Source organism: Spirosoma knui (assembly GCF_054780635.1).
On record NZ_BAAGVY010000001.1, the window covers coordinates 830,790 to 850,349 of the forward strand.

Consider the following 19,560-nt stretch of genomic DNA (forward strand, 5'->3'; position numbering starts at 1 on the left):
AAAAATAAGCATAATCTAAGTGGCTTATTGACAACTTATTGAATGGGACCGCATCTCAGTACAACACCCAGGTATCTTTACCACCACCGCCCTGCGAGGAGTTCACAACTAATGAGCCTTTACGGAGCGCTACGCGGGTTAATCCGCCCGGAATAACGTTGACGCCGTCCCCATACAGGATATACGGGCGCAGGTCGACGTGGCGCCCCTCGGCCTGGCCACCTACAATGCATGGCACCCGGGAGAGCGAAATAGTCGGCTGGGCGATGTAGTTACGCGGATTTTCCTGGATTTTCTTCCGGAACAACTCGTGCTCCTCGGGCGACGCTTTGGGGCCAATCAGCATACCATACCCACCCGCTTCGTTTGCTTCTTTAACGACCAGTTTTTCAATGTTTTCCAATACGTACCGGCAGTCTTCTTCTTCGCGGCAGATGTAGGTCTGAACGTTGGGAATGATTGGCTCCTCGTTCAGGTAGTATTTGATGATACGTGGTACGTACGCATAAATCACCTTATCGTCAGCAACACCTGTGCCGGGGGCATTGGCCAGCGCAACGCGTCCTTTTTTATAGACATCAAAGATGCCCGGAACCCCAATCATAGAGTCAGGATTGAAGGCTTTCGGGTCGAGGAACGTATCGTCAATACGTCGGTAGATCACATCGACAATCTGGAATCCTTTGGTCGTCCGCATCTTAACGTACCCCCCCGACACTACCAAGTCGCGGGCTTCAACCAGTTCAACACCCATCTGCTGCGCCAGGTACGAATGCTCGAAATACGCTGAATTATAAATACCTGGCGTCAGCACAACCACCGTTGGATTCGGTCGGTCGGCAATGAACTGAAGCATCTGAAGCAGTCGGGTCGGGTAATCGGATACGGGCCGAACACCGGTCTGGGCCAGTACTTCCGGGAACGTTTGTTTGGTCAACTCCCGGTTTTCGAGCATGTACGACACTCCCGACGGGCAGCGCAGGTTATCTTCAAGCACCATAAATTGCCCATCGTCGCCCCGAATCAGGTCGGTACCCGTAATGTGGCACCAGATGCCCTTGGGCGGCTTAACGCCTAAACAAGGCGTCAGAAACGACTTGCTGGACTCAATCAAATCGCGCGGTACTATGCCATCATTCAGGATGTGCTGTTCGTTATAGACATCATCCAGGAACATATTCAACGCTTTGATGCGCTGGATGAGCCCGGCTTCCATCTGGTTCCATTCTGCCGATTCAATAACACGCGGAATGATGTCGATGGGCATGATTCGTTCCGTGCCTTCTCCTTCCGAATAAACGTTGAACGTAATGCCCATGCTCATCAGCGCTCGTTCGGCTGCGTGCTGCCGTCCCACTAAATCCTCCCGCGTGAGCTGCTCAACGCGCTGCCGGAACGGCGCATAACCCGAACGAACCTGCGTTTCGCTGGCAAACATTTCATCAAAAAAATTCTCGATCTGATAGTCAACAAATGAAAAGTTGGCTGAGCTCTGACTCTGTGACTGGCTCATGCCGTTCAATGTCTGCGATTGAGATTGCATGCGAGAATTATTTTTCATGCAACAATATATTGTAAAAGACACATGTGGCAAAATAATATGGCGTTAATAGAAGCTATGTGCAAATTTTGCCTTGAAAAAGCCAACCAGTTGTAGGGGTTGACTTTTGTATTCCCTAAAGAACGTGTGCCGTTTGGTAGTAGTCCTGTGCCCGTGATCCTTAAACGTACTAGGCTGTCAGCAAGACAGTCTAGTACGTTTCTAAATGCTTTACCACAGGTAATGAACCGGATTTTTGATGTGCTCGTCGTAAATCGTTTTCACCGCGGCCATCTGCTCCGCTGTAGGGGCTGGTCGGTCGGCGGCTTGCAGGTTTGACTTGAGGTGATCGGGTTTCGACGCGCCGGGGATAATGCAGCTTACGGCATCAAACGTCAAAATCCAGCGCAGAGCGTCGGGGGCCAGGTTAGTATCATTCGGGAAAACAGGTCTTAGGTTATCTACAGCGGCCAGCCCTGTTTCGTAATCGACGCCGGAAAACGTTTCGCCTTTATCGAAGGCTTCGCCCTGCCGATTGAAGTTGCGGTGGTCGTCTTTCGAGAAGGTAGTATCCCGACTAAACGTCCCCGTTAGCAGACCACTCGCCAGCGGCACCCGGACAATAATCCCCACATCCCGATGCTGGGCTTCTTGGAAGAACAATTCAGCGGGCCGCTGCCGGAACATGTTGAAGATGATCTGAACTGAGCAAACGTTTGGGTATTCGATGGCTTTCAGCCCTTCTTCTACCTTTTCGACACTGACGCCCAAATGCTGAATTTTGCCTTCGTCTTTTAGCCGGTCGAATTCTTCGAAGATCTCGGGCCGGAAGTACACCTCCGTAGGGGGGCAATGGAGCTGAATAAGGTCCAGCGTCTCCAGACCCATATTTTGCAGGCTGTCGTCAACGAACTGGCGCAGAACCGCCGGTTGATAGGCTTCGTTTACGTGCGGTTGTAACCGTCGACCGCATTTAGTGGCTACGTAGATCCGTTCGGAACGCGAACGTACGAGTCGTCCAACGGCTTTCTCGCTTTCGCCGTCGCCATATACATCGGCTGTATCGATGAAGTTGATACCCGCGTCAACGGCGGCATTCAGGATTTGGTCGGCGTTGTCGTGGCTGAACGGGTCACCCCATTTGCCACCGACCTGCCAGGTACCTAAGCTTATTTCGGATACGTTGAAGCCAGTTTTGCCGAGTTTACGGTACTGCATATATAGTGGATTAATGAGTTACAAAGAGCCCTTTGCTGACGCTTAGGCCATAACTCACGTTAACCTATGGTTACTAAGAAAGGTTATAATTTCACGCCAAAGCGTTCGCCTAGTTCTTCGAGGCTTTTTAGAACGGGTTCCAGCAACGGAATGCCATTGGCGAGTCGTTCGGCTTCCATTGCCCGTTCGGGGTCGCCGGGAATTAGAACCTGCTGCCCTTCAACGGCTTTAGCCTGTCTGAACCGCTGAATCCAGGTATCCATGTGCGACTTAAATTCGTCGGCAGGCCGGAACGCATCAATACGCATGGCTCCGAAGAAATGACCCGTTCCCTGACCAACGCCTTCGTCGGCCTGCATGAATCCGGCCGTCGCAAACGGCGGAACCCACGGCCCGTAGTTCGCACCTGATAAGACGCCTGAGAAAATATCGACGACGGCCCCCAGTCCATATCCCTTGTGGCTACCATGCTCCCGATCGGTTCCCAGCGGAAGCAGCGCTCCGCCATTACGTATTGCGTTGGCGTCAGTAGTCGGTTGCCCGTCGGCATCCTGAGCCCAGCCCAGCGGAATGTCCTGCCCTTTACGTTGCAGGATTTCCAGTTTGCCGTAGGCCACGGCCGTCGAGGCAAAGTCGGCCAAGAATGTGGGTTCTGTAGCCGCCGGTATGGCTACCGCGATGGGGTTGGTGCCCAGTAATTTATCGAGTGAAAAGGTCGGCGCTACCAGAGGAGCCGCGTGGGTCATGGCCTGACCAATCATGTCGTGATCAGCCGCCAGCAGGGCGTGATAGCCGGCAATGCCAAAGTGATTGGAGTTTCGCACAGCTACCCAGCCAGTACCCGCCAGCCGGGCCTTTTCGATGGCTACCTGCATGGCCCAGGGCCCAACCACCAGACCAAGCCCTTTGTCGCCATCCACCACGGCCGTCGACGGCGTTTCGTGCACAATCCGAATGGACGGTTGCGGGTTAATTCGGCCGTGATCGTACAATCGGACGTAACCCGGCAAACGGGCTACGCCGTGGGAGTCTACCCCACGCAGATCAGCACTAACGAGAACATCGGCGGCTAGGCGGGCGTCGGCTTCGGGGCAACCCATCGCCGTAAATATAGCTTCTGTAAAGGAACGGAGTTGGTTCGCATCAATCATGGCCGCAAATTAGCCAACCTGCGCCGAAAGGGTTAAACTTTACTAAAAAATCAGCCAACTCGTCTATTTTTACGTTTATTGGGAAGCCATCAAAGGGTTTTGCTTATGATTGCCGCCATCGTTCGTTATGTAGTTAAGGTTGTTTGCTGTTTGTTTTTGAGTGTAAATGCGCTCGCCCAACCTCGGGACACACTGAGTACGGAAGAGTTACTCCAGCGCCGGGGCACATCGTATGCCGCTTTATTACGTCCCTCACGGTATCTGGCGTTAGATGTCAATTACGCGGTGGGCGGCTTTCGCCGGTACCGTTTTTTTCAGGGCGATGAGATTCATTTCAAAGCGCGGAACGAGAAATTCCGGGAGCAGCTCTACGATGTTTCCGACAGTACGTTCACGATACTGATGGCGAATGAAGTGATGAACCGCGATGAGCCCGTTACGTTCCGGCTCGACGAAGTGCAGAAGATTATGCTCCACCGCCGGATTCCGTTTGTAACGGCCGCGGGTACGCTTTTCCCGATAGCCGGGGGCGTTTATCTGGTCGCTGATCTGGTAAATAACCGGGGCTTTTATGCGAACACGTTACCGGTGGTGGGCTCGCTGGTGGTAAGCGGAGCGTTGTTCCACCTGATCAGTAATCCGCACGTTCGAATCAACAAGAATCACCGCCTGAAGGTGTTGCGGACGTATTAAAGAGCGCGCTGTTTATACCTCCACGATTTCTCCGTGCGTTTGCCGCATGACGCTACGTAAGGCGGGCCGGAATGTGCCAAACAGCCAGACACCCGCTTCGGTCAGCCACGGATGCCCAAACAGTTTCTGCACGTTTCGCCCCACCCATAACCGTTGCGCAAACAAGGCTGACCAGCGTTGTTGGTATTGATGCTCAAGTTCAGAGCGGGTAATCTGTTTACGTATGAACCGGCTGGCTAGCCCGCTGGCCAGTTTAGCGGCATGAATGGCCATAGCCATGCCGTTGCCGCAGAGTGGTGTGATGAGCCCCGCCGAGTCGCCCGCCATCAGGAGGTGGTTTTCAACGGCTTGCTTCGGAGCAAACGAAATTTCGTTAATCACCTCTGGTTTATCGAACAGAAAATCAGCCTGCTGAAAAACGGCGTTCAGATGCGGATTTCGCTGCAAAACGGCCCGTTCCATGTCAGGAATATTGCCGTACCGACGCAGGTTTTCGCGGGTTGTCAGGTAGCATACGCAGTATTTTCCCTCTTCAATGGCCGACATGCCGCAGTAACCGTCGGAGAAGTTATGCAGGGCGATCACATCATCGGGAAAATCCATCCGGACGTGATATTTCACGCCGACATAGGGCGAACGAGAGGCCGGATTGCCGTGACGCGTAAACGGACGGTCAAGGGTTTTGTCCAGCTTTGCCCGTTTCCCGAAAGCACCAATCACCAACCGAGCGCTCAGCACCTGTCCGTCTGTAAGACTAACCGTAAAGTGGTCGTCGGTGAAACGAACGTCGTCGACCTGTTTGCCGAGCTGAAACTGAACGCCCGCCCGTTGGGCCAGTTGGCATAGCGCGTGATCGAGTACGTACCGGCTAATGCCGAACCCTCCCAGATCGAGACTGCTTTCGAGCATTCGACCCGATGGGGCCGACACCTGGAAACGCCGGATGTCAGCCGCGCCCAAACCCGCCAGGTCGATCCCGAGCGACTCGATGTAAGCCCGAACTTCATTCGATACGTACTCACCGCATACTTTGTGAAAAGGATACGTTTTTCGCTCGACGAGCGTAACACTATGTCCGTTCCTGGCCAGTTCCAGTGCGCTGACTAGCCCCGCCAATCCCCCGCCTATAACAATAACATCCTGCATATTGTACGCTGTACTCTCAGCAAAGAGTTAACGTAGCCAGCCGTAAACAGTTTTGCGCTTTATCGAATCAGGAGTCGCTGAACGAGTGTCTGGTCGCCGATCCGCACGCGAACCAAATAGATTCCGGCCGGAATATGTTCCAGAGATAGGGTTGCTTCCAGGGCGTTTGCCGAGCGGACCAGCGCCACCGGAGCCAGCACTACCTGCCCCGTCAGGGTTAGCAAGTCCGCAGTCGCCAGGGATCCCGGACGCCCGTGCGCCACCCGGACCTGCACCTGATCGGTGGCTGGATTCGGCCAGATGCTGAGCTGATTAACAACGGGTTCATCGACAGCCAGAATAACGATCTGCCGACTGTCAGACTGTTGCGTATTCGCGCATTGTGGGTCGGGGTTAGTGACCCGGACGGTATATTCACCGGCCAGCGTAACGGCTAGGGTCGGTGTGGTAGCCCCCCGTAACGTATCGCCGTTGCGGAACCACTGGTTGCGGAATGGACTGCTCGATACGAGCAGGAATGGAGACGCCGGATCGCTGGTAATCTGCGGTTTCATCGGATTCACGCAAATTTCATAGGTCTGCGGCTGAACTTCGTGGTAGCGATCATCGCCCGGCTGATTGATTCGCAGGCTGATTCGACCGAAATCGCGAAATGTTAACGTATTATTCTGCAAGGTCGCCGGGCCGTTCAGCAACTCATACGTAACGGGTAGTCCGCTCGACGCTGTTAAGGTGAGTGGATACGTAGCCGTCGCGAGTTGAATAGCGTCGGGCATGGTGTCCAGCTGCTGGGCGGTTTTCTGAATCACAAACGACCGTGTGACGGTTTCGGCCGCCAGGTTGTTGGTGTCGCCGGGCTGCGTAGCGGTGATGGTAACGGTTCCGGCCCGGAGCATACGGATTTGATTATCTGGCGTCACTTCAACAGGGCCCGTTGCATTGAGCTTGATGGGTAGCGTGGAGTTGCTGACCAGCTTCAAGTCCAGCAGAGCGGGCGAATACGGGCGGTCGGTGAGGGTATCGAACCGGATTACCTGCTGTCGTTTCTGGATAACAAGCGTCTGACTAGCGTCGGTCGCCGGAAGATAATTAGCGTCGCCGGGCTGCGTGGCCTTAATCACAACCTGACCCGCGCCCCCGATGAGCAGCCGGTCGGCATCCAGCGTAGCCGGTCCCGATAGAATCTGATACGTAATCGGCAAGCCCGACGAGGTCCGCGCCCCGAGCGATACGCTGGCATCGCCATAGGTAACCGGATTAAGGGAATTGAACGTAATGGTCTGGCTGCCCTTGGCTACGGTGAACGTCTGCGTGGTGTCTTTCGCTGATACGTAATTGTCATTACCGGGCTGGCCAATACGTACCGTTACCGTACCCGCCCCGGTTAGATGAACCAAACCGTCGCTGAATCGGGCCGGACCGGTCATAACCTGCACCGAAGGCGACAGGCCCGATGTACTGGTAGTTGGAAGCTGAAACGCAGCATCGCCGTACGTCTTGTCGGGAACCGGAACGACCTGGAGTTGCTGGGCGGCTTTGGCGATCCTGAACGTTTGAATGACATCCTCGGCGGGGTTATAATTTTCGTTGCCCGGCTGCTGGGCCGTAAGGGTCACGGTGCCCGCACCCGTAATCTCGACCCGGTTACCAGCCACCGATGCCGGTCCTTTGGCCTGATACGTAATACCAAGCCGGGATGTCGCCACCGCCGATACATAGAAAGCTGTATCGCCGTAGGTCTTGTCGCCGATGGCATAGAACTGGAGCGATTGATTGGCTTTGGCTACCTTGATGAAAAATGGTGCCGATGCCGAACTGTAGTTCTGATTGCCGGGCTGATACGCCTGCAAGGTGATGACGCCCGCCCCCCGAATGGAAAGCTGATCTCCGGCAACGGAACCGGGCCCTTCGGTGACCTGAAATTGTACGGGCAAACCAGTGGTGGCCGTCGCCGACAGCAGAATGGGGTCATCTCCGTACGTTTTATCCGGCACAGGAACAACGGTAACTGTCTGGTGGGCCTTTGCTACGTTAAGGACCTGGTAGGCTACAGTGGCGGCATATTCCGTGTTGCCTTTCTGAACGGCCTGCACATGAATGGCGCCTGCTCCGGTAATGAAAAGCTGATTGTTGTTTTGAATCTGTCCGGGGCCACTGCTAACCTGGAACGTAATCGGCAGATCGGCGGAACTGGTTGCGCTCAATGTGACGGGTTCATCGCCGAATGTTTTCGAAGGAATTGAGCTGAACGCAATCGTCTGCGCTTTTAACGGGCTCAGGGTTGCTACGTTGCTGTACTGGGTGGAGTTGCTGTTCCGAACGCGGTAATGCCAGGTTCGGCTCAGGTCGGGGGTGTCGTAGTAAGTTTGGGCGTAGATACCTGCCAGCACGTTCCAGGGACCGTCGGGCGATTCGCTTCGTTCAATGATTAGGCCCGTCGTTCCGGTAACCAGCCGGGCCGAGAGCATCGCAGCGGTACCCGAACGGCTTAAGCTGAGTTGCGGAATTTCGATGGTCGCTTCGGGCGCGCTCAGGCTGTACTGCTGTTCACCCGTGCCCAGATTCTCCAATCGAAAGCGATAACCGTCGTAGAGTCGGTTGAATTGACCGGTTGTCAGGTGATCGGTGCTGCAGCCCCAGCCCGATGCGTGCCAGTAGCTCATCATGTTAGTCATATCGGGTCGGTACAACTCTCCATTGGCGTCCCTGACGGTACCAATATACTGGCAGCCGTTATTCAGTGTTCCAGGATTATTCACATCGTACGGATCGGCGGGCGTATCGCAGACCAAATCCCCGGCCGTTGAGCAGTTCGAGCCATTGACCAGCTCCTTACCCGTGCCGCCATAGTCAAACGTGTGCATCAGATTGAAGTAATGGCCTACCTCATGGGGCAGCAGGTTCATTTGTCGGCCCAGCCAATAGGCGCTGACGTAGACTACGTTCGTGGATTGACCGGCATACCGGTTAGGGTAGTAGGCGTAACCGGCTGCGTTGGTCATAGTGGGCGTTACCACAATGTTAAGCGCATCCTTCGGTAAACGTAACGGAAATGTATAGTTAAACCCATCCGACGGATCCCATAGCCGGTTATTAAGCGCGTCTTCGTCAATAATGTTGACGGATGCAATGTAATAGTTTAGATTACTCTCACGGTGGTATCGGTTCAGCCAATAGAAGCTCTGGTTCATGTCGTCGTACTGATTCTTGCTCAGGGGCTGACCCTGGCTGGAAGTCGGCCGGATGAATGTATACACGACGGGTATGTTAACGGAAGAACCGATGCCCATCCGGGCGCTGGGCGAGGTTCTGAGCCGTACGACCATTTGCTGATACGTAGTCGGATCGGGGGGTAAGGTGCCGCACTGAGCCGGGCCAGGTTGGGCTATAAGCGCGGAAGTACGTAGGGCCAGCAGGCCTACAAATAAGGTACGTAAAAACAAGGGCATGAATAGAAGTAAAGTGTAGTCGATACGCTGATCAGGTTTATACAACCTCAAATGTAACCATTGCTTGCTTACGAAAAGCGACTAAACAATAAAAAGGAGACGGAGGGCGGGGAGTTGAAACGGCCCACCTGAACAGTTCGGCGGTTCTGATGTTTTTTATCTTTGTTCTATGTCTACGACTCTCAATGACCTGCAAGCCGACTGGGGTAAAAATTACACCCATTCTGTAGACGCTTATCAATCCGGCTACGTGTCGTTTATTGCGCATTTGCTCCCGCAAACGGCCCTACAGTTTTCTGTTTATCAGACGCTTGAACTGCTGCACAAACGACTGGGCAACGAAACATTACGTCGCGCATTAGACCCAGCCGAAACGGTAGACAGCCCGGCGAAACGGTTTACCGATGGTACGTGGCTGAAGCAGAGCAACATGGTGGGTATCAACGTTCGAACCGTTGGCTCATTCTGGCGGATCATCAACTACGTACTGACCATACCGGCTACGCACGATAGTATTCACCTGCTGCCAATCTGGGAACCCGGTGTTGTGGGCAGTTTATACGGCATGGTCAGCTGGCAGATCAATCCGGAATTTTTCGACGTAGAGCTGGCTCAGTTTATTCCCGCGCTGAACACCGTCGAGAAGCAACTCAAAGTCGTTACCAACCTGCTGCATGCACTGGGACGTACTGTGGGTATGGACGTTATTCCGCATACGGATCGATTTTCGGAGATGGTGCTGGCTTGTCCGTCGTTGTTCGAGTGGGTACAGCGCAGCGGCCCAACCCTGGTTGATCATACCAGTTCGGTGTATCGCTACGTAGAAGAATCGATCTGGCAGTTTTTGAAATGCCGCGGGGCTGCTGACGGCACACCACTCACCTTTGCCAAAGACGATTTTTTCTCAACGGAAATCAGCGTTCTGACCGATGAACAACGGCTACGCATTTTGTTTGGCAATCCGCACGACTATGGCGTTCGGCTGAGCCGACGGATTACGTTGATTCGTCACCTGACGGCCCAGGGACTCGAAACCCTTCCGATGACGATGGGGCCACCGTATCGTGGGCTGCATATAAACCCGGCTGATTTTGTCGTAGACGATTACGGTCAGGTCTGGTATCAGTACGCCTTTGATGAGCCGCAGACAATGTCGCGGGTGTTTGGGCCGCTGGCTCGCTATCGGTTCTACGAGTCGAAAGACAACAACCAGAACTGGGCGCTTGATTTCGATCAGCCGAATCGTCCGGCCTGGGCCTACGTATGCCGCAAGTTCAGCGACTGCCAGCGGACTTATAATTTCGATTTTATGCGGGGCGACATGGCGCACGTTCAGATGCGGCCGGAGGGCGTACCTGCCCTATCAGCCAACGACCCGTCGACTGACTTTTACGATCCGTTACGGGCCATTAAGAGGTATGTTCAGCAGAACGGCGCACCGTATTATGGGTTCTTTGCCGAAACGTTTCTGGCTCCGCCGAATACCATGGGCTATGGCGACGAATTGGATCATCTGGAAGCGATCGAGGCCGATTCGACACTGGGCGATTTACAGTCGATGGCCGTTGGCTCTGATGCGTTTAAGAAACAGTTTCGTCAATATTATACATATCTGAAAACGCGTCGGTTTGCGCCCAATTTTACGGTGATGACGGCCGATAAAGACGACCCACGATTTGACGCCTTCTACCGCACTGGCAACGTATTTCGGTATTTCACGGCCTTGTTCGTAACGGACATGCCCAGCTACGTAGCATTAGGATTTGAACTTCGAAACCTGCACGAGGAGCGCGGAGCGAATGAAGAATACAGCAAACTGTACGTCTTTCAGATCGAAGATGATAACCAGCCGGATAAGGTAACGCACGGTCCGTATCAGTGGGGACAAAATGCGAACCAGTTTGCGGCCATCATGCGTATTCGTGAGTTTGCCGAACGGATCTGGCCCGAGATTAGGGGAAAAGAAACCCGTTGGCTTGTGGCACCCGGCGATGAATTTGATTATATTGTCTGGACCCACGTTGAGCCCACCGGCTACAGTTTCGCAGCCAGCGTGAACGGACCGTTACCGAAATTAATACCGGGCCTGGAAGGTAGTGAACTGATATTTGAAGCCAATCATTGCCAGGTCTGGAAACGGGTTGGCCAATCTTGAAGAAACCAGCTTAATCGCGTATCTTGCGTATAAACCGTGTGCTGCATATTACGATGACACCGACTCAATCCGCGACAAACGCCCTGCCTACTACGTTTGAGGAGTTCCTGACATTTGAGCCGAATGACGGCTACAAATACGAATGGAACGATGGCGAATTGATTCGCTTTGCTAATATGAAACGAAAACATCTGAAGCTGATTAAACACTTGAACCGGGTTTTCCTATTAACAGAAGCTCATCGCGAAGGTGGTGAACTCATCTGCGAACAGGATGCCATGTTAACGGGAATTCAGATGCGTCGACCCGATATGGCGTACTTCTCTGACGCGCAAATTCAGAACGAAGACGAGGAACCCATTCCGGCATTTTGTATCGAAATCATTTCGCCCACCGACGAGAGCGAAAAAGTCGAAGCCAAACGGATTGAATACTTCAAAGCGGGTGTGCAGGTTGTGTGGCATATTTTCCCGGAGAATAGGGAAGTGCACGTTTATACCGGGCGCAAAATCGTTCAGATCTGCTCCGACGACGATATATGCTCAGCCAGCCCGGTACTGAACGATTTTCAAATTACGGTCAATGAACTGCTGCCCTCAACCAGTTCAATCTAGAAGCTCTCGTAAGAAAACCGTTGCTCCCTTATTACCAAACCGTATCAATTGATCGGAAAAGAGGTTTCGGCATTGCCTGGTGTCTATCTTTGTCTGCCGTAAATCACTCACTGTAGTTTACGGGCTATCAACAGCGGAAAACTTTACGGATAAAGAGCTGCGCTGTTCTTTGTCAGAATCCATGAATCGTAACCTCCAGGACGGTCTGAACTTTGCGTCGAAACTGACACCAAAACGGGTGGCTAACGCGCTTAAGGTGCTGTCAAGTTATTACGTAGCGAAGCAAACCGGTAAGCCGACGCACCGGGGCCTACCGATGTCGGTATCGTTCGAGCCGACAACATCCTGCAACCTGCGCTGTCCCGAATGTCCCAGTGGCTTACGGTCGTTTACCCGACCCACGGGCATGTTGGGTGAGGACCTGTACAAACGTACCATCGACGAGCTGCACGAGACCTTGCTCTACCTCATTTTTTACTTCCAGGGCGAGCCGTATCTCCATCCCCAATTTCTGGATTTAGTACGATACGCGACCGACCGTAATATCTACACCGCCACGAGTACCAACGCCCATTACCTGACCGATGCCAATGCCCGCAAAACGGTGGAGTCGGGGCTCGATCGGCTGATTATTTCCATTGATGGCACCACGCAGGAAGTGTACCAGCAGTATCGGGTGGGAGGGAAGCTGGAAAAAGTACTCGAAGGCACCAAAAACATCCTGCGCTGGAAGAAAGAACTGAAGTCACGTACGCCCCACGTTGTGTTTCAGTTTCTGGTGGTCAAACCGAACGAGCACCAGATTGCCGAAGTGAAACAATTGGCCCGCGAACTAGGTGTCGATGAAGTCGGGTTGAAGACGGCTCAGATCTACGACTACGAACAGGGTTCTGACCTTATTCCAACGATCGATCAGTACAGCCGGTACGCACAGCAGGCCGACGGAACGTACCAGATCAAAAACGGCTTTGGCGACCATTGCTGGAAGATGTGGCACTCCTGCGTCATTACCTGGGATGGGCTGGTGGTGCCGTGCTGTTTCGACAAAGACGCACACCACCGGCTCGGCGATCTTCAAACCGAATCGTTCGCTGACCTGTGGCATGGAGCCTCGTACACGGATTTCCGTCAGACCCTGCTTCGCTCACGTTCCGAAATCGAGATGTGCCGCAACTGCACCGAAGGCACCAAGGTCTGGGCGTAGTCAGCTTACAACGTAACCTCAACGTTTAGTTTGTAGGAGCCCGTTGCGCCTGGGTACGACGGATCGAAACTGGCCGTAACGGATGACAGATAATCCTGATTCTGATTGCGGATACGAATCTTCAGGGGCTTGTTTTCGGGAACGTAACGGGCGGTGAGTTTATACTTGCCCAGCGGTACATCATCAATAAACATCCGCGCTGGCGTTCGGCTGATGGTTTGCCCCGTGCTGCCATCGATGAGCGTGCCAACCGGTTCAAGCGTGAGGGCTACGTCTTCGGTGTTGATTGACCAGTCGCCACTAAATACTTCAACCTGCCCACCATAATAGCCATCGTTGCCAAACTCACCGGTACGTCGACCCGCCAGTTTTAGCCGCAGGTTTCGCTGTGTCCCTTCCGTTCCGGCAAACGCGACATCGGTGTCAGGATCCAGATCAAGCACGTACTCCTTCCCGTCAAACTTAACCTTAGTCGTGCCCCGCACGTACCACGAACCGGGTGTTACGTTGAGCTGATACCGTCCCTGCGTATCGGTCTGCCCCAGAATGTTGCTGTTGTAAAACTGGGTGTTGTTCACCACAATCTTGGCCCCGGCCAAAGGTTTCCCCTGTGAGTCGGTAGCCTGGCCCGACACAACGCCTTGTCGAGGCTGTGGATTAGGGCCATCGGTCCCTGCGGGTTGCTCGCAGGCCATGCCGCTAACTAAAAGGAACGTAATAAGTATTGGGTAAGCTTGTAGTTTCATGGCGAAAAGCGATTGTCTGATGCGCCAAAATTGGGCTGTCGCTCTCTGATAACCTGTCTACTTTGGGCTGAAACGACATTTTAGGGAAGCGAACCGTAAAAGACTGACGATAAGCCCAATGCTCGTTTTGTTTTATGCCGTATCTTAGGCTTGTTTCCTCCTGGCCTTCCTGAATCGATGACGTACGAAGCGTGGTCTCCTCTTTTTCTGGGTATGGTGCTGGCCATGCTCCTGGCCAACTCCGTGCAGTGGTTTATGTACCGCGAACGGATCTACGGTATCTACTCCATCTATACCTCGATCTGGGCGATTTACTTTGTAATCAATCACTTCCAGCTTCCGACCAATATTGGCAACTTCTGGAAGCTATTGCTGTCCTACACTGGCTATATTCTGTACCTCGAACTGGCCAAACTTTTCCTGACCTTGCGGGAGCGCCCTACGTTTCTGAAATGGGTAACCCGGGTGCAGGGGCTGCTCGTGCTGTACTGCGTCGTGAAAACGTATATCTACCTGTTCACGGACTTCTGGCAAACGGGGTTGCACCAGCTTTTGCTTCAACCCGTGCGGCTGGCTTTATTGAGCGTTGGCACGTACATCGTTTTCTCATTCTATCGGTCTCGGGACGTAGTAGCGCGCTTTTTTGTGGCCGGTACGGCTTTGTTACTGGTCAATCATGCCGTGACGACCGTACTGCTTTTGCATTCGCCGAATCTTAGCCTGAGTCTGCCCTTATGGCGTCATCCCGATTCGTTTGTGCAGCTTGGGGTGGTATTGGATCTGATCTGTTTTTCGCTGGGTATTTCGTACCGCCACCGACGGGAAGCGGTTCGGAAAGCGGTGATCGAAAAGAATCTGGAGCAGGAACGGGAGCAACGCCAGCGCGAACATTTGCAGGCTGACCTGGCGCTACAGCAACTGAAACAGGAAAAAACCGAAGCGCAAATGCAGGCGCTGCAAAGCCAGATCAATCCCCACTTTTTGTTCAACAGTCTGAATACGCTTTCCTCGCTAATTGACGAAAGCCCCAACCAGGCGAGCAGTTTTGTGGATGAGCTATCGAGTGTGTACCGCTACCTGCTCCGCAGCAACGAGAACGACTTGACAACGCTCAGCGTCGAGCTGAATTTTATTCGTTCGTATTTTCATTTGCTGCGTACGCGCTTTGGCAACAGCATTGCGTTGGAAATTGATGTCGCCGATCAATACGTTGAATCACTGTTACCGCCACTAACGCTGCAATTACTGGTCGAAAACGCCGTCAAACACAATGTAGTCATGGCCCGGCAGCCGCTCCAGATTCGCATCCGCACCAATCAGGAAAAGCAGCTAATTATAGAAAATACGCTTCAGCGCAAACGCCTTAAAGTCGAATCGAATGGGGTGGGGCTGTCAAACATCGCTACGAAGTATCGCCTGCTGAACCAGCCGGAGCCATTGATCGAAGAGCGGGAAAACTGGTTCAGCGTAACCCTGCCCATTCTGCTGCCCAAACCAGTCGTGGTTTCAAACCAATAGAGGGCCCCGGCTCCCAACGCTACCTTTGTGGTCTCTCTCCCGACATACCCTAACAGGAGGGGTACCAACATCAATACTTTTTCAGGATCCTGACCAGACTTCGACTGATGATGGCGTAGCCTTCGTCGGAGGGATGCAGACCATCATAGGTTTTGGCAACCGATTCAACCGGATACGGGTATTCGTCGGTATCAGGATTAAACGGAACATCAACGAACTTGGGATACGGATACTTGGTGTAAACACCCGTTTGAGGGTCTTTAAGCCGCTTGTATTTAACCAGCTTCTTGTGGCTCAATCCGCTAGTATGGTATAGATCGACCACCGGAAACTGCTCGTGCCGCCCGATCGAATCGATTGCCCTGGCAAAGGTTTCGAGCGACTGCCCGTTCTTGGGTTTATACGAGCCGTAGGCGTTGTTTTTGAAATTAAACAGATACACAAAATCAACGCGCTGCATAGGTGTGATCAACAGGATACGAGCCTCGGGATTAAGGCTCCGCAGCTTGTTGATAATGACCCGAAAGGAGCCGTATACCGTGGCCGTGCCGGTGTTGTTCTGGTAATCGAGGAAGCGGCCCAGCGGCTTGCCGCCCCACCAATCGTTGGTGCCGAGGAATATGGAATAAATATCAGATTTGGTAATGCCGAGCGTATCAATCGACTGCGCAATACGTACTGCTGTCCACCCATTATAGCCCTGATTTTTATAGCTGATGTTGGGTAACTTCTCAACGACCCGCGTCATGTAGCCTTTGGTGACCCGGTTGCCCGTTTCGTTGAGGTGGTCGTTCAGGTACGTAATGGAGTCACCGATGGCCGTCCAGGTAAGCGGTCTCTGATCGAAGGAACTGAACAGGCAAACCAGGGCTAAGAGCAGTACAAATTTTTTCATGCGATCGTCGTTGGGCGAGTTGGCGTATCATCGACCCGCATTGGCGGAAAGACAGATCAAGGAATCGTTTACTGCTTTTCCTGGATTCAGAACGCTTACGGTACGTATCAACAAGCTGACCTAACAAAAAAGGCCAGTGCCGATGAACGGCCTGGCCTTTCCGATTTTTAAACAATCATTACCCGACCGTAATCGATTGCGCCGGTTGGTTCGTCGCCGGATTTTTGGGCAGAACTACTTTTAAGATACCATCGGCGTAGCTCGCCGAAATGCTGTCGACCAGCACTTTATTGTTCAGCTGAAACGACCGCTCAAAGGCCCTTTGCGTGTATTCCTGATACGTATAGGCACTGCTTGACGCTGAATCCGCTTCCTGGTTTACGCTGGGGTATGCGATGGCCAGTACGTCGTTTTTTACGGTCAGCGTTACGTTTTCTTTAACGAGGCCGGCTGCAAATAAAGAGATTACGTACTCGCCATCGGTCTCTTCAATGTTGACGGGTGGTTGCCCAAAACCGCCTGCATAGCGACCGAAGCCGGGGCCGCCCCAGAAGTTGCCGAACTTGCCTCGTCCCCAGGGACCACCGAATTTGCCACGGCCACGTGAGCCGCAATTACCTGTATGTTCTGATTGAAATGCTTGTTTCTGATACATGGTTGTAGGTGTTAATCTTGTGTTTACTGATTAGACATGGCTATGAACTAGCCGATTGGAATTACCCGGTCGACGCTGACCCGACTCATTGGGGAACGATAGGTTGGAGCGTCAATAGATATGATTTGGGGTGACCGCCAGCCGCCCCGGCCCAGCGACCCACCCGTCCGGCTCCAGATATACCCGCCGACCACCCGTACCACCAGCACGGCTGCAAATGTTACCAGGAGTAACTTGATCAGTACGGATAAGAGAAATAAAGCCAGTCCAGCCGCCAGGGCAAGACCTGCTACTCGATACATATTCATGGTGTTGTCTTGTTTAAAGGTTTGTGAAGCTGCAAACACCTGGGCCCAGCGCAGAACCGTACGATTCATCAACTACTTGCGTTCGAGGCTTCAATAGGGTAGTCGGAATCCGGGCGAACGATATTGTAAGCCGCCTTAAAATTTTTGAAAAAACGATTGGTTACCGCAAACTGCTTACCTGTAGATGGGTGGCGTGCGTTGACTTAACAATGCCGCAAGGGGTGTGCACCAACTGTTTAGGAATACTAGTCATAAAGTATGATTAGACTTTTCGGCTGTTTTTCCGTCTTTTTGCCTGAAATGTTCCTTACTTAATCTGTCCAAAAGAAAGTCTTTACGCTATGAATCCGATTGACAGACGTGAATTTTTAAGTCAATTAGCCCTAACCTCGGCACTCGCTACAATTCCCAAATTTGGATTCTCTTCCGTTGGCAAAGCCGATGAGTTTGTGGTGACCGATACCACGCACGGCCGCCTGCGAGGGCTGCGTAAAGACGGCGTCAATCTTTTCCGGGGTATTCCCTACGGCGGTCGAGTTTCGGGCGATCGGCGGTTTCGCCGACCAACTCCGCTCGAACCCTGGACGGGCGTACGCGATGCGCTTGAGTTTGGCGCACCAGCCATTCAACCACCCCGACGTAATGAACCGGCTCCTTCCGAAGATTGCCTTTTTCTGAACGTATGGACGCCCGCCAATGACAACCGGAAACGGCCGGTCATGTTCTATAGCCACGGCGGGGGCTTTGTCATCGGATCGGGAGCCTCGGCCAGTCAAGATGGATCAAATCTGGCCCGGAACTTCGATGTCGTAGTGGTCGAGACAAACCACCGGCTGGGTCTGCTGGGCTTTTTGTACCTGGATGAGATTGCCGGCCCGGACTACGCAGGTTCGGGTAATATGGGCATGCTCGACATCGTCGACGGGCTCAAATGGGTGCACGACAACATTGCCCGGTTTGGGGGCGATCCGGCCAACGTCATGATCTGGGGCGAATCGGGTGGAGGGGCGAAAACGTCCTGCCTGTACGCTATGCCCTCAGCCACTCCTTATTTCAACAAAGCCTCCATTGAGAGCGGACCGGGCGTTCGGATGACCCCCAAAGAGACCGCTGCCGAAACGACCGCGCTACTCCTGAAAGAGCTAAATATTGCGCCGAAAGACTGGCGAAAACTGCTGGACATTCCCGCATCTGAACTGCTGGTGATGCAGGGCAAGCTTCCCTCTGTAGCCCCCTTCCAGGAGAAAAACCAGAAGCAGACAGGTATGCAACGCAGAGCCGGTGGATTTGCGCCTGTAGTCGATGGCAACGTATTACCCCACCATCCCTTCGATCCAACGGCCCCGGCTCTGTCCCGCAACAAACCCCTGCTGGTAGGCTGGAATGAAGATGAACACACCTTCTTTGCCTGGGAGCGGAAAGACACTGACTTTGCTAAACTTGATTTTGACGGGGTGCAAAAACGACTGGAACCGCAGTTCGGCGAGGATACCGCCAAGATTATCGAAACGTACCGAAAAGCTACCCCCAACGCCACGGCCCCGGATATTTTTGTGGCTATTTCTTCCATCGCAATGATGGGACTGGGTTCGGTAGACATTGCCGAAAAGAAGACAAAGCAGGGCGGAGCACCGGTTTATCTCTATAATTTCGGCTATAAGTCCGAGAAGAAGATTCCCGGCACCGACTATGCGATGGGGACGCCCCACGCGATGGATATTTCGTTCAAGTTCAACAATGAAATTCCGCCCCGCGACGGGTCGGCGCCAAAAGAAAGTTTCTTTGGGGGTAATCGCCCCGAACGGTTCACAGCCTCTCACCACTTTGCCGAACTGTGGACGACCTTCGCCCGAACGGGAAAACCGGCGGCTAAAGACGTACCGGCGTGGCCTGCTTACAACCTCAAGGATCGCCCAACAATGCGGATCGACACCCAATGTACCGTACTGAACAACCGATTCAGTCAGGAACTGGCTATGTGGCGATCCATCGGAAGGGTCTAACCAAAATCTGGTCCGGCTAATGTCAGAACGTAACGTATTGGTTGTTTACTGACTGGACGCAAGGCAAAGGCCGGGATTCTGGTCAGGCTCCGGTTGGCAAAAGTGACAAATCGGCCGTGCTGGATCTGCAACTGATGCTGACCGACCGGTTGGCCGCCGATCTGGGAAATAGCAGGCTTAAACGATTTTGCCAGGCAGTACCTAAGCTAGGCCGGCCAACTCAGTAGGACCATATAGAACTAACAAAACAGGATAAGCCAATCGG

At 53.2% G+C, this 19,560-nt stretch carries 17 protein-coding genes; 8 read left to right on the top strand and 9 right to left on the bottom strand.

What is annotated here, in order from left to right; all coding sequences use genetic code 11:
* Window positions 1–55: 55 nt before the first annotated feature.
* The 3 genes from ACYVIY_RS03390 to ACYVIY_RS03400 all read right to left on the bottom strand — a co-directional run bounded on the left by ACYVIY_RS03390 (window position 56) and on the right by ACYVIY_RS03400 (window position 3,909).
* A complete protein-coding gene (locus ACYVIY_RS03390) occupies window positions 56–1,543 on the bottom strand; it encodes a circularly permuted type 2 ATP-grasp protein (protein ID WP_460974857.1) in 1,488 nt (495 codons plus the stop codon).
* Between the two features lie 228 nt (window positions 1,544–1,771).
* Entirely contained in the window at window positions 1,772–2,758 is a 987-nt protein-coding gene (locus tag ACYVIY_RS03395; RefSeq protein ID WP_460974858.1) for an aldo/keto reductase, read from the bottom strand.
* A gap of 83 nt (window positions 2,759–2,841) precedes the next feature.
* The gene (locus ACYVIY_RS03400) at window positions 2,842–3,909 is read right to left on the bottom strand and encodes an Ldh family oxidoreductase (protein WP_460974860.1); all 1,068 of its coding nucleotides are present in this window, start codon (window positions 3,907–3,909) and stop codon (window positions 2,842–2,844) included.
* 105 nt (window positions 3,910–4,014) lie between these two features.
* Between ACYVIY_RS03400 and ACYVIY_RS03405 the strand changes: the two genes are divergently transcribed.
* Window positions 4,015–4,602, top strand: coding sequence for a hypothetical protein (locus ACYVIY_RS03405; RefSeq protein WP_460974862.1), 588 nt, complete (start codon window positions 4,015–4,017; stop codon window positions 4,600–4,602).
* Between the two features lie 12 nt (window positions 4,603–4,614).
* Here ACYVIY_RS03405 and ACYVIY_RS03410 read toward each other — a convergent pair whose 3' ends face one another.
* Both ACYVIY_RS03410 and ACYVIY_RS03415 read right to left on the bottom strand, forming a co-directional pair.
* The gene (locus tag ACYVIY_RS03410; RefSeq protein ID WP_460974863.1) at window positions 4,615–5,748 is read right to left on the bottom strand and encodes an NAD(P)/FAD-dependent oxidoreductase; all 1,134 of its coding nucleotides are present in this window, start codon (window positions 5,746–5,748) and stop codon (window positions 4,615–4,617) included.
* Between the two features lie 59 nt (window positions 5,749–5,807).
* Window positions 5,808–9,197: a zinc-dependent metalloprotease gene (locus tag ACYVIY_RS03415; RefSeq protein WP_460974864.1), complete on the bottom strand. Its 3,390-nt coding sequence runs from the start codon at window positions 9,195–9,197 to the stop codon at window positions 5,808–5,810.
* A 169-nt stretch (window positions 9,198–9,366) separates the two neighbouring features.
* On the opposite strand from ACYVIY_RS03415, the gene ACYVIY_RS03420 reads away from it, so the two are divergent.
* The 3 genes from ACYVIY_RS03420 (at window position 9,367) to ACYVIY_RS03430 (ending at window position 13,170) form a co-directional block, all read left to right on the top strand.
* On the top strand, window positions 9,367–11,352 hold the full coding sequence (locus ACYVIY_RS03420) for a hypothetical protein (RefSeq protein ID WP_460974866.1): 1,986 nt from the start codon (window positions 9,367–9,369) through the stop codon (window positions 11,350–11,352).
* Between the two features lie 23 nt (window positions 11,353–11,375).
* The gene (locus ACYVIY_RS03425) at window positions 11,376–11,966 is read left to right on the top strand and encodes a Uma2 family endonuclease (protein WP_460974867.1); all 591 of its coding nucleotides are present in this window, start codon (window positions 11,376–11,378) and stop codon (window positions 11,964–11,966) included.
* A 181-nt stretch (window positions 11,967–12,147) separates the two neighbouring features.
* Window positions 12,148–13,170: an SPASM domain-containing protein gene (locus ACYVIY_RS03430; protein WP_460974868.1), complete on the top strand. Its 1,023-nt coding sequence runs from the start codon at window positions 12,148–12,150 to the stop codon at window positions 13,168–13,170.
* Between the two features lie 5 nt (window positions 13,171–13,175).
* Here the strand turns inward: ACYVIY_RS03430 and ACYVIY_RS03435 are convergent, their stop codons facing one another.
* Window positions 13,176–13,916, bottom strand: coding sequence for a carboxypeptidase-like regulatory domain-containing protein (locus tag ACYVIY_RS03435; protein ID WP_460974869.1), 741 nt, complete (start codon window positions 13,914–13,916; stop codon window positions 13,176–13,178).
* Between the two features lie 177 nt (window positions 13,917–14,093).
* On the opposite strand from ACYVIY_RS03435, the gene ACYVIY_RS03440 reads away from it, so the two are divergent.
* On the top strand, window positions 14,094–15,434 hold the full coding sequence (locus ACYVIY_RS03440; RefSeq protein ID WP_460974870.1) for a sensor histidine kinase: 1,341 nt from the start codon (window positions 14,094–14,096) through the stop codon (window positions 15,432–15,434).
* 70 nt (window positions 15,435–15,504) lie between these two features.
* Here ACYVIY_RS03440 and ACYVIY_RS03445 read toward each other — a convergent pair whose 3' ends face one another.
* On the bottom strand, window positions 15,505–16,329 hold the full coding sequence (locus ACYVIY_RS03445) for an SGNH/GDSL hydrolase family protein (RefSeq protein WP_460974871.1): 825 nt from the start codon (window positions 16,327–16,329) through the stop codon (window positions 15,505–15,507).
* Here ACYVIY_RS03445 and ACYVIY_RS03450 point away from each other — a divergent pair.
* Entirely contained in the window at window positions 16,328–16,453 is a 126-nt protein-coding gene (locus ACYVIY_RS03450; RefSeq protein ID WP_460974872.1) for a hypothetical protein, read from the top strand. The genes ACYVIY_RS03445 and ACYVIY_RS03450 overlap by 2 nt on opposite strands.
* 54 nt (window positions 16,454–16,507) lie before the next feature.
* Here ACYVIY_RS03450 and ACYVIY_RS03455 read toward each other — a convergent pair whose 3' ends face one another.
* Window positions 16,508–16,984: an Hsp20 family protein gene (locus ACYVIY_RS03455; protein WP_460974873.1), complete on the bottom strand. Its 477-nt coding sequence runs from the start codon at window positions 16,982–16,984 to the stop codon at window positions 16,508–16,510.
* Between the two features lie 47 nt (window positions 16,985–17,031).
* Window positions 17,032–17,361, bottom strand: a complete 330-nt coding sequence (locus tag ACYVIY_RS03460; RefSeq protein WP_460974874.1) for a hypothetical protein — start codon at window positions 17,359–17,361, stop codon at window positions 17,032–17,034.
* A gap of 272 nt (window positions 17,362–17,633) precedes the next feature.
* Here ACYVIY_RS03460 and ACYVIY_RS03465 point away from each other — a divergent pair, with 272 nt between their 5' ends.
* Both ACYVIY_RS03465 and ACYVIY_RS03470 read left to right on the top strand, forming a co-directional pair.
* Window positions 17,634–19,295: a carboxylesterase/lipase family protein gene (locus ACYVIY_RS03465; protein ID WP_460974875.1), complete on the top strand. Its 1,662-nt coding sequence runs from the start codon at window positions 17,634–17,636 to the stop codon at window positions 19,293–19,295.
* Window positions 19,296–19,336: 41 nt separating this feature from the next.
* A complete protein-coding gene (locus ACYVIY_RS03470; protein ID WP_460974876.1) occupies window positions 19,337–19,522 on the top strand; it encodes a hypothetical protein in 186 nt (61 codons plus the stop codon).
* Window positions 19,523–19,560: the final 38 nt, after the last annotated feature.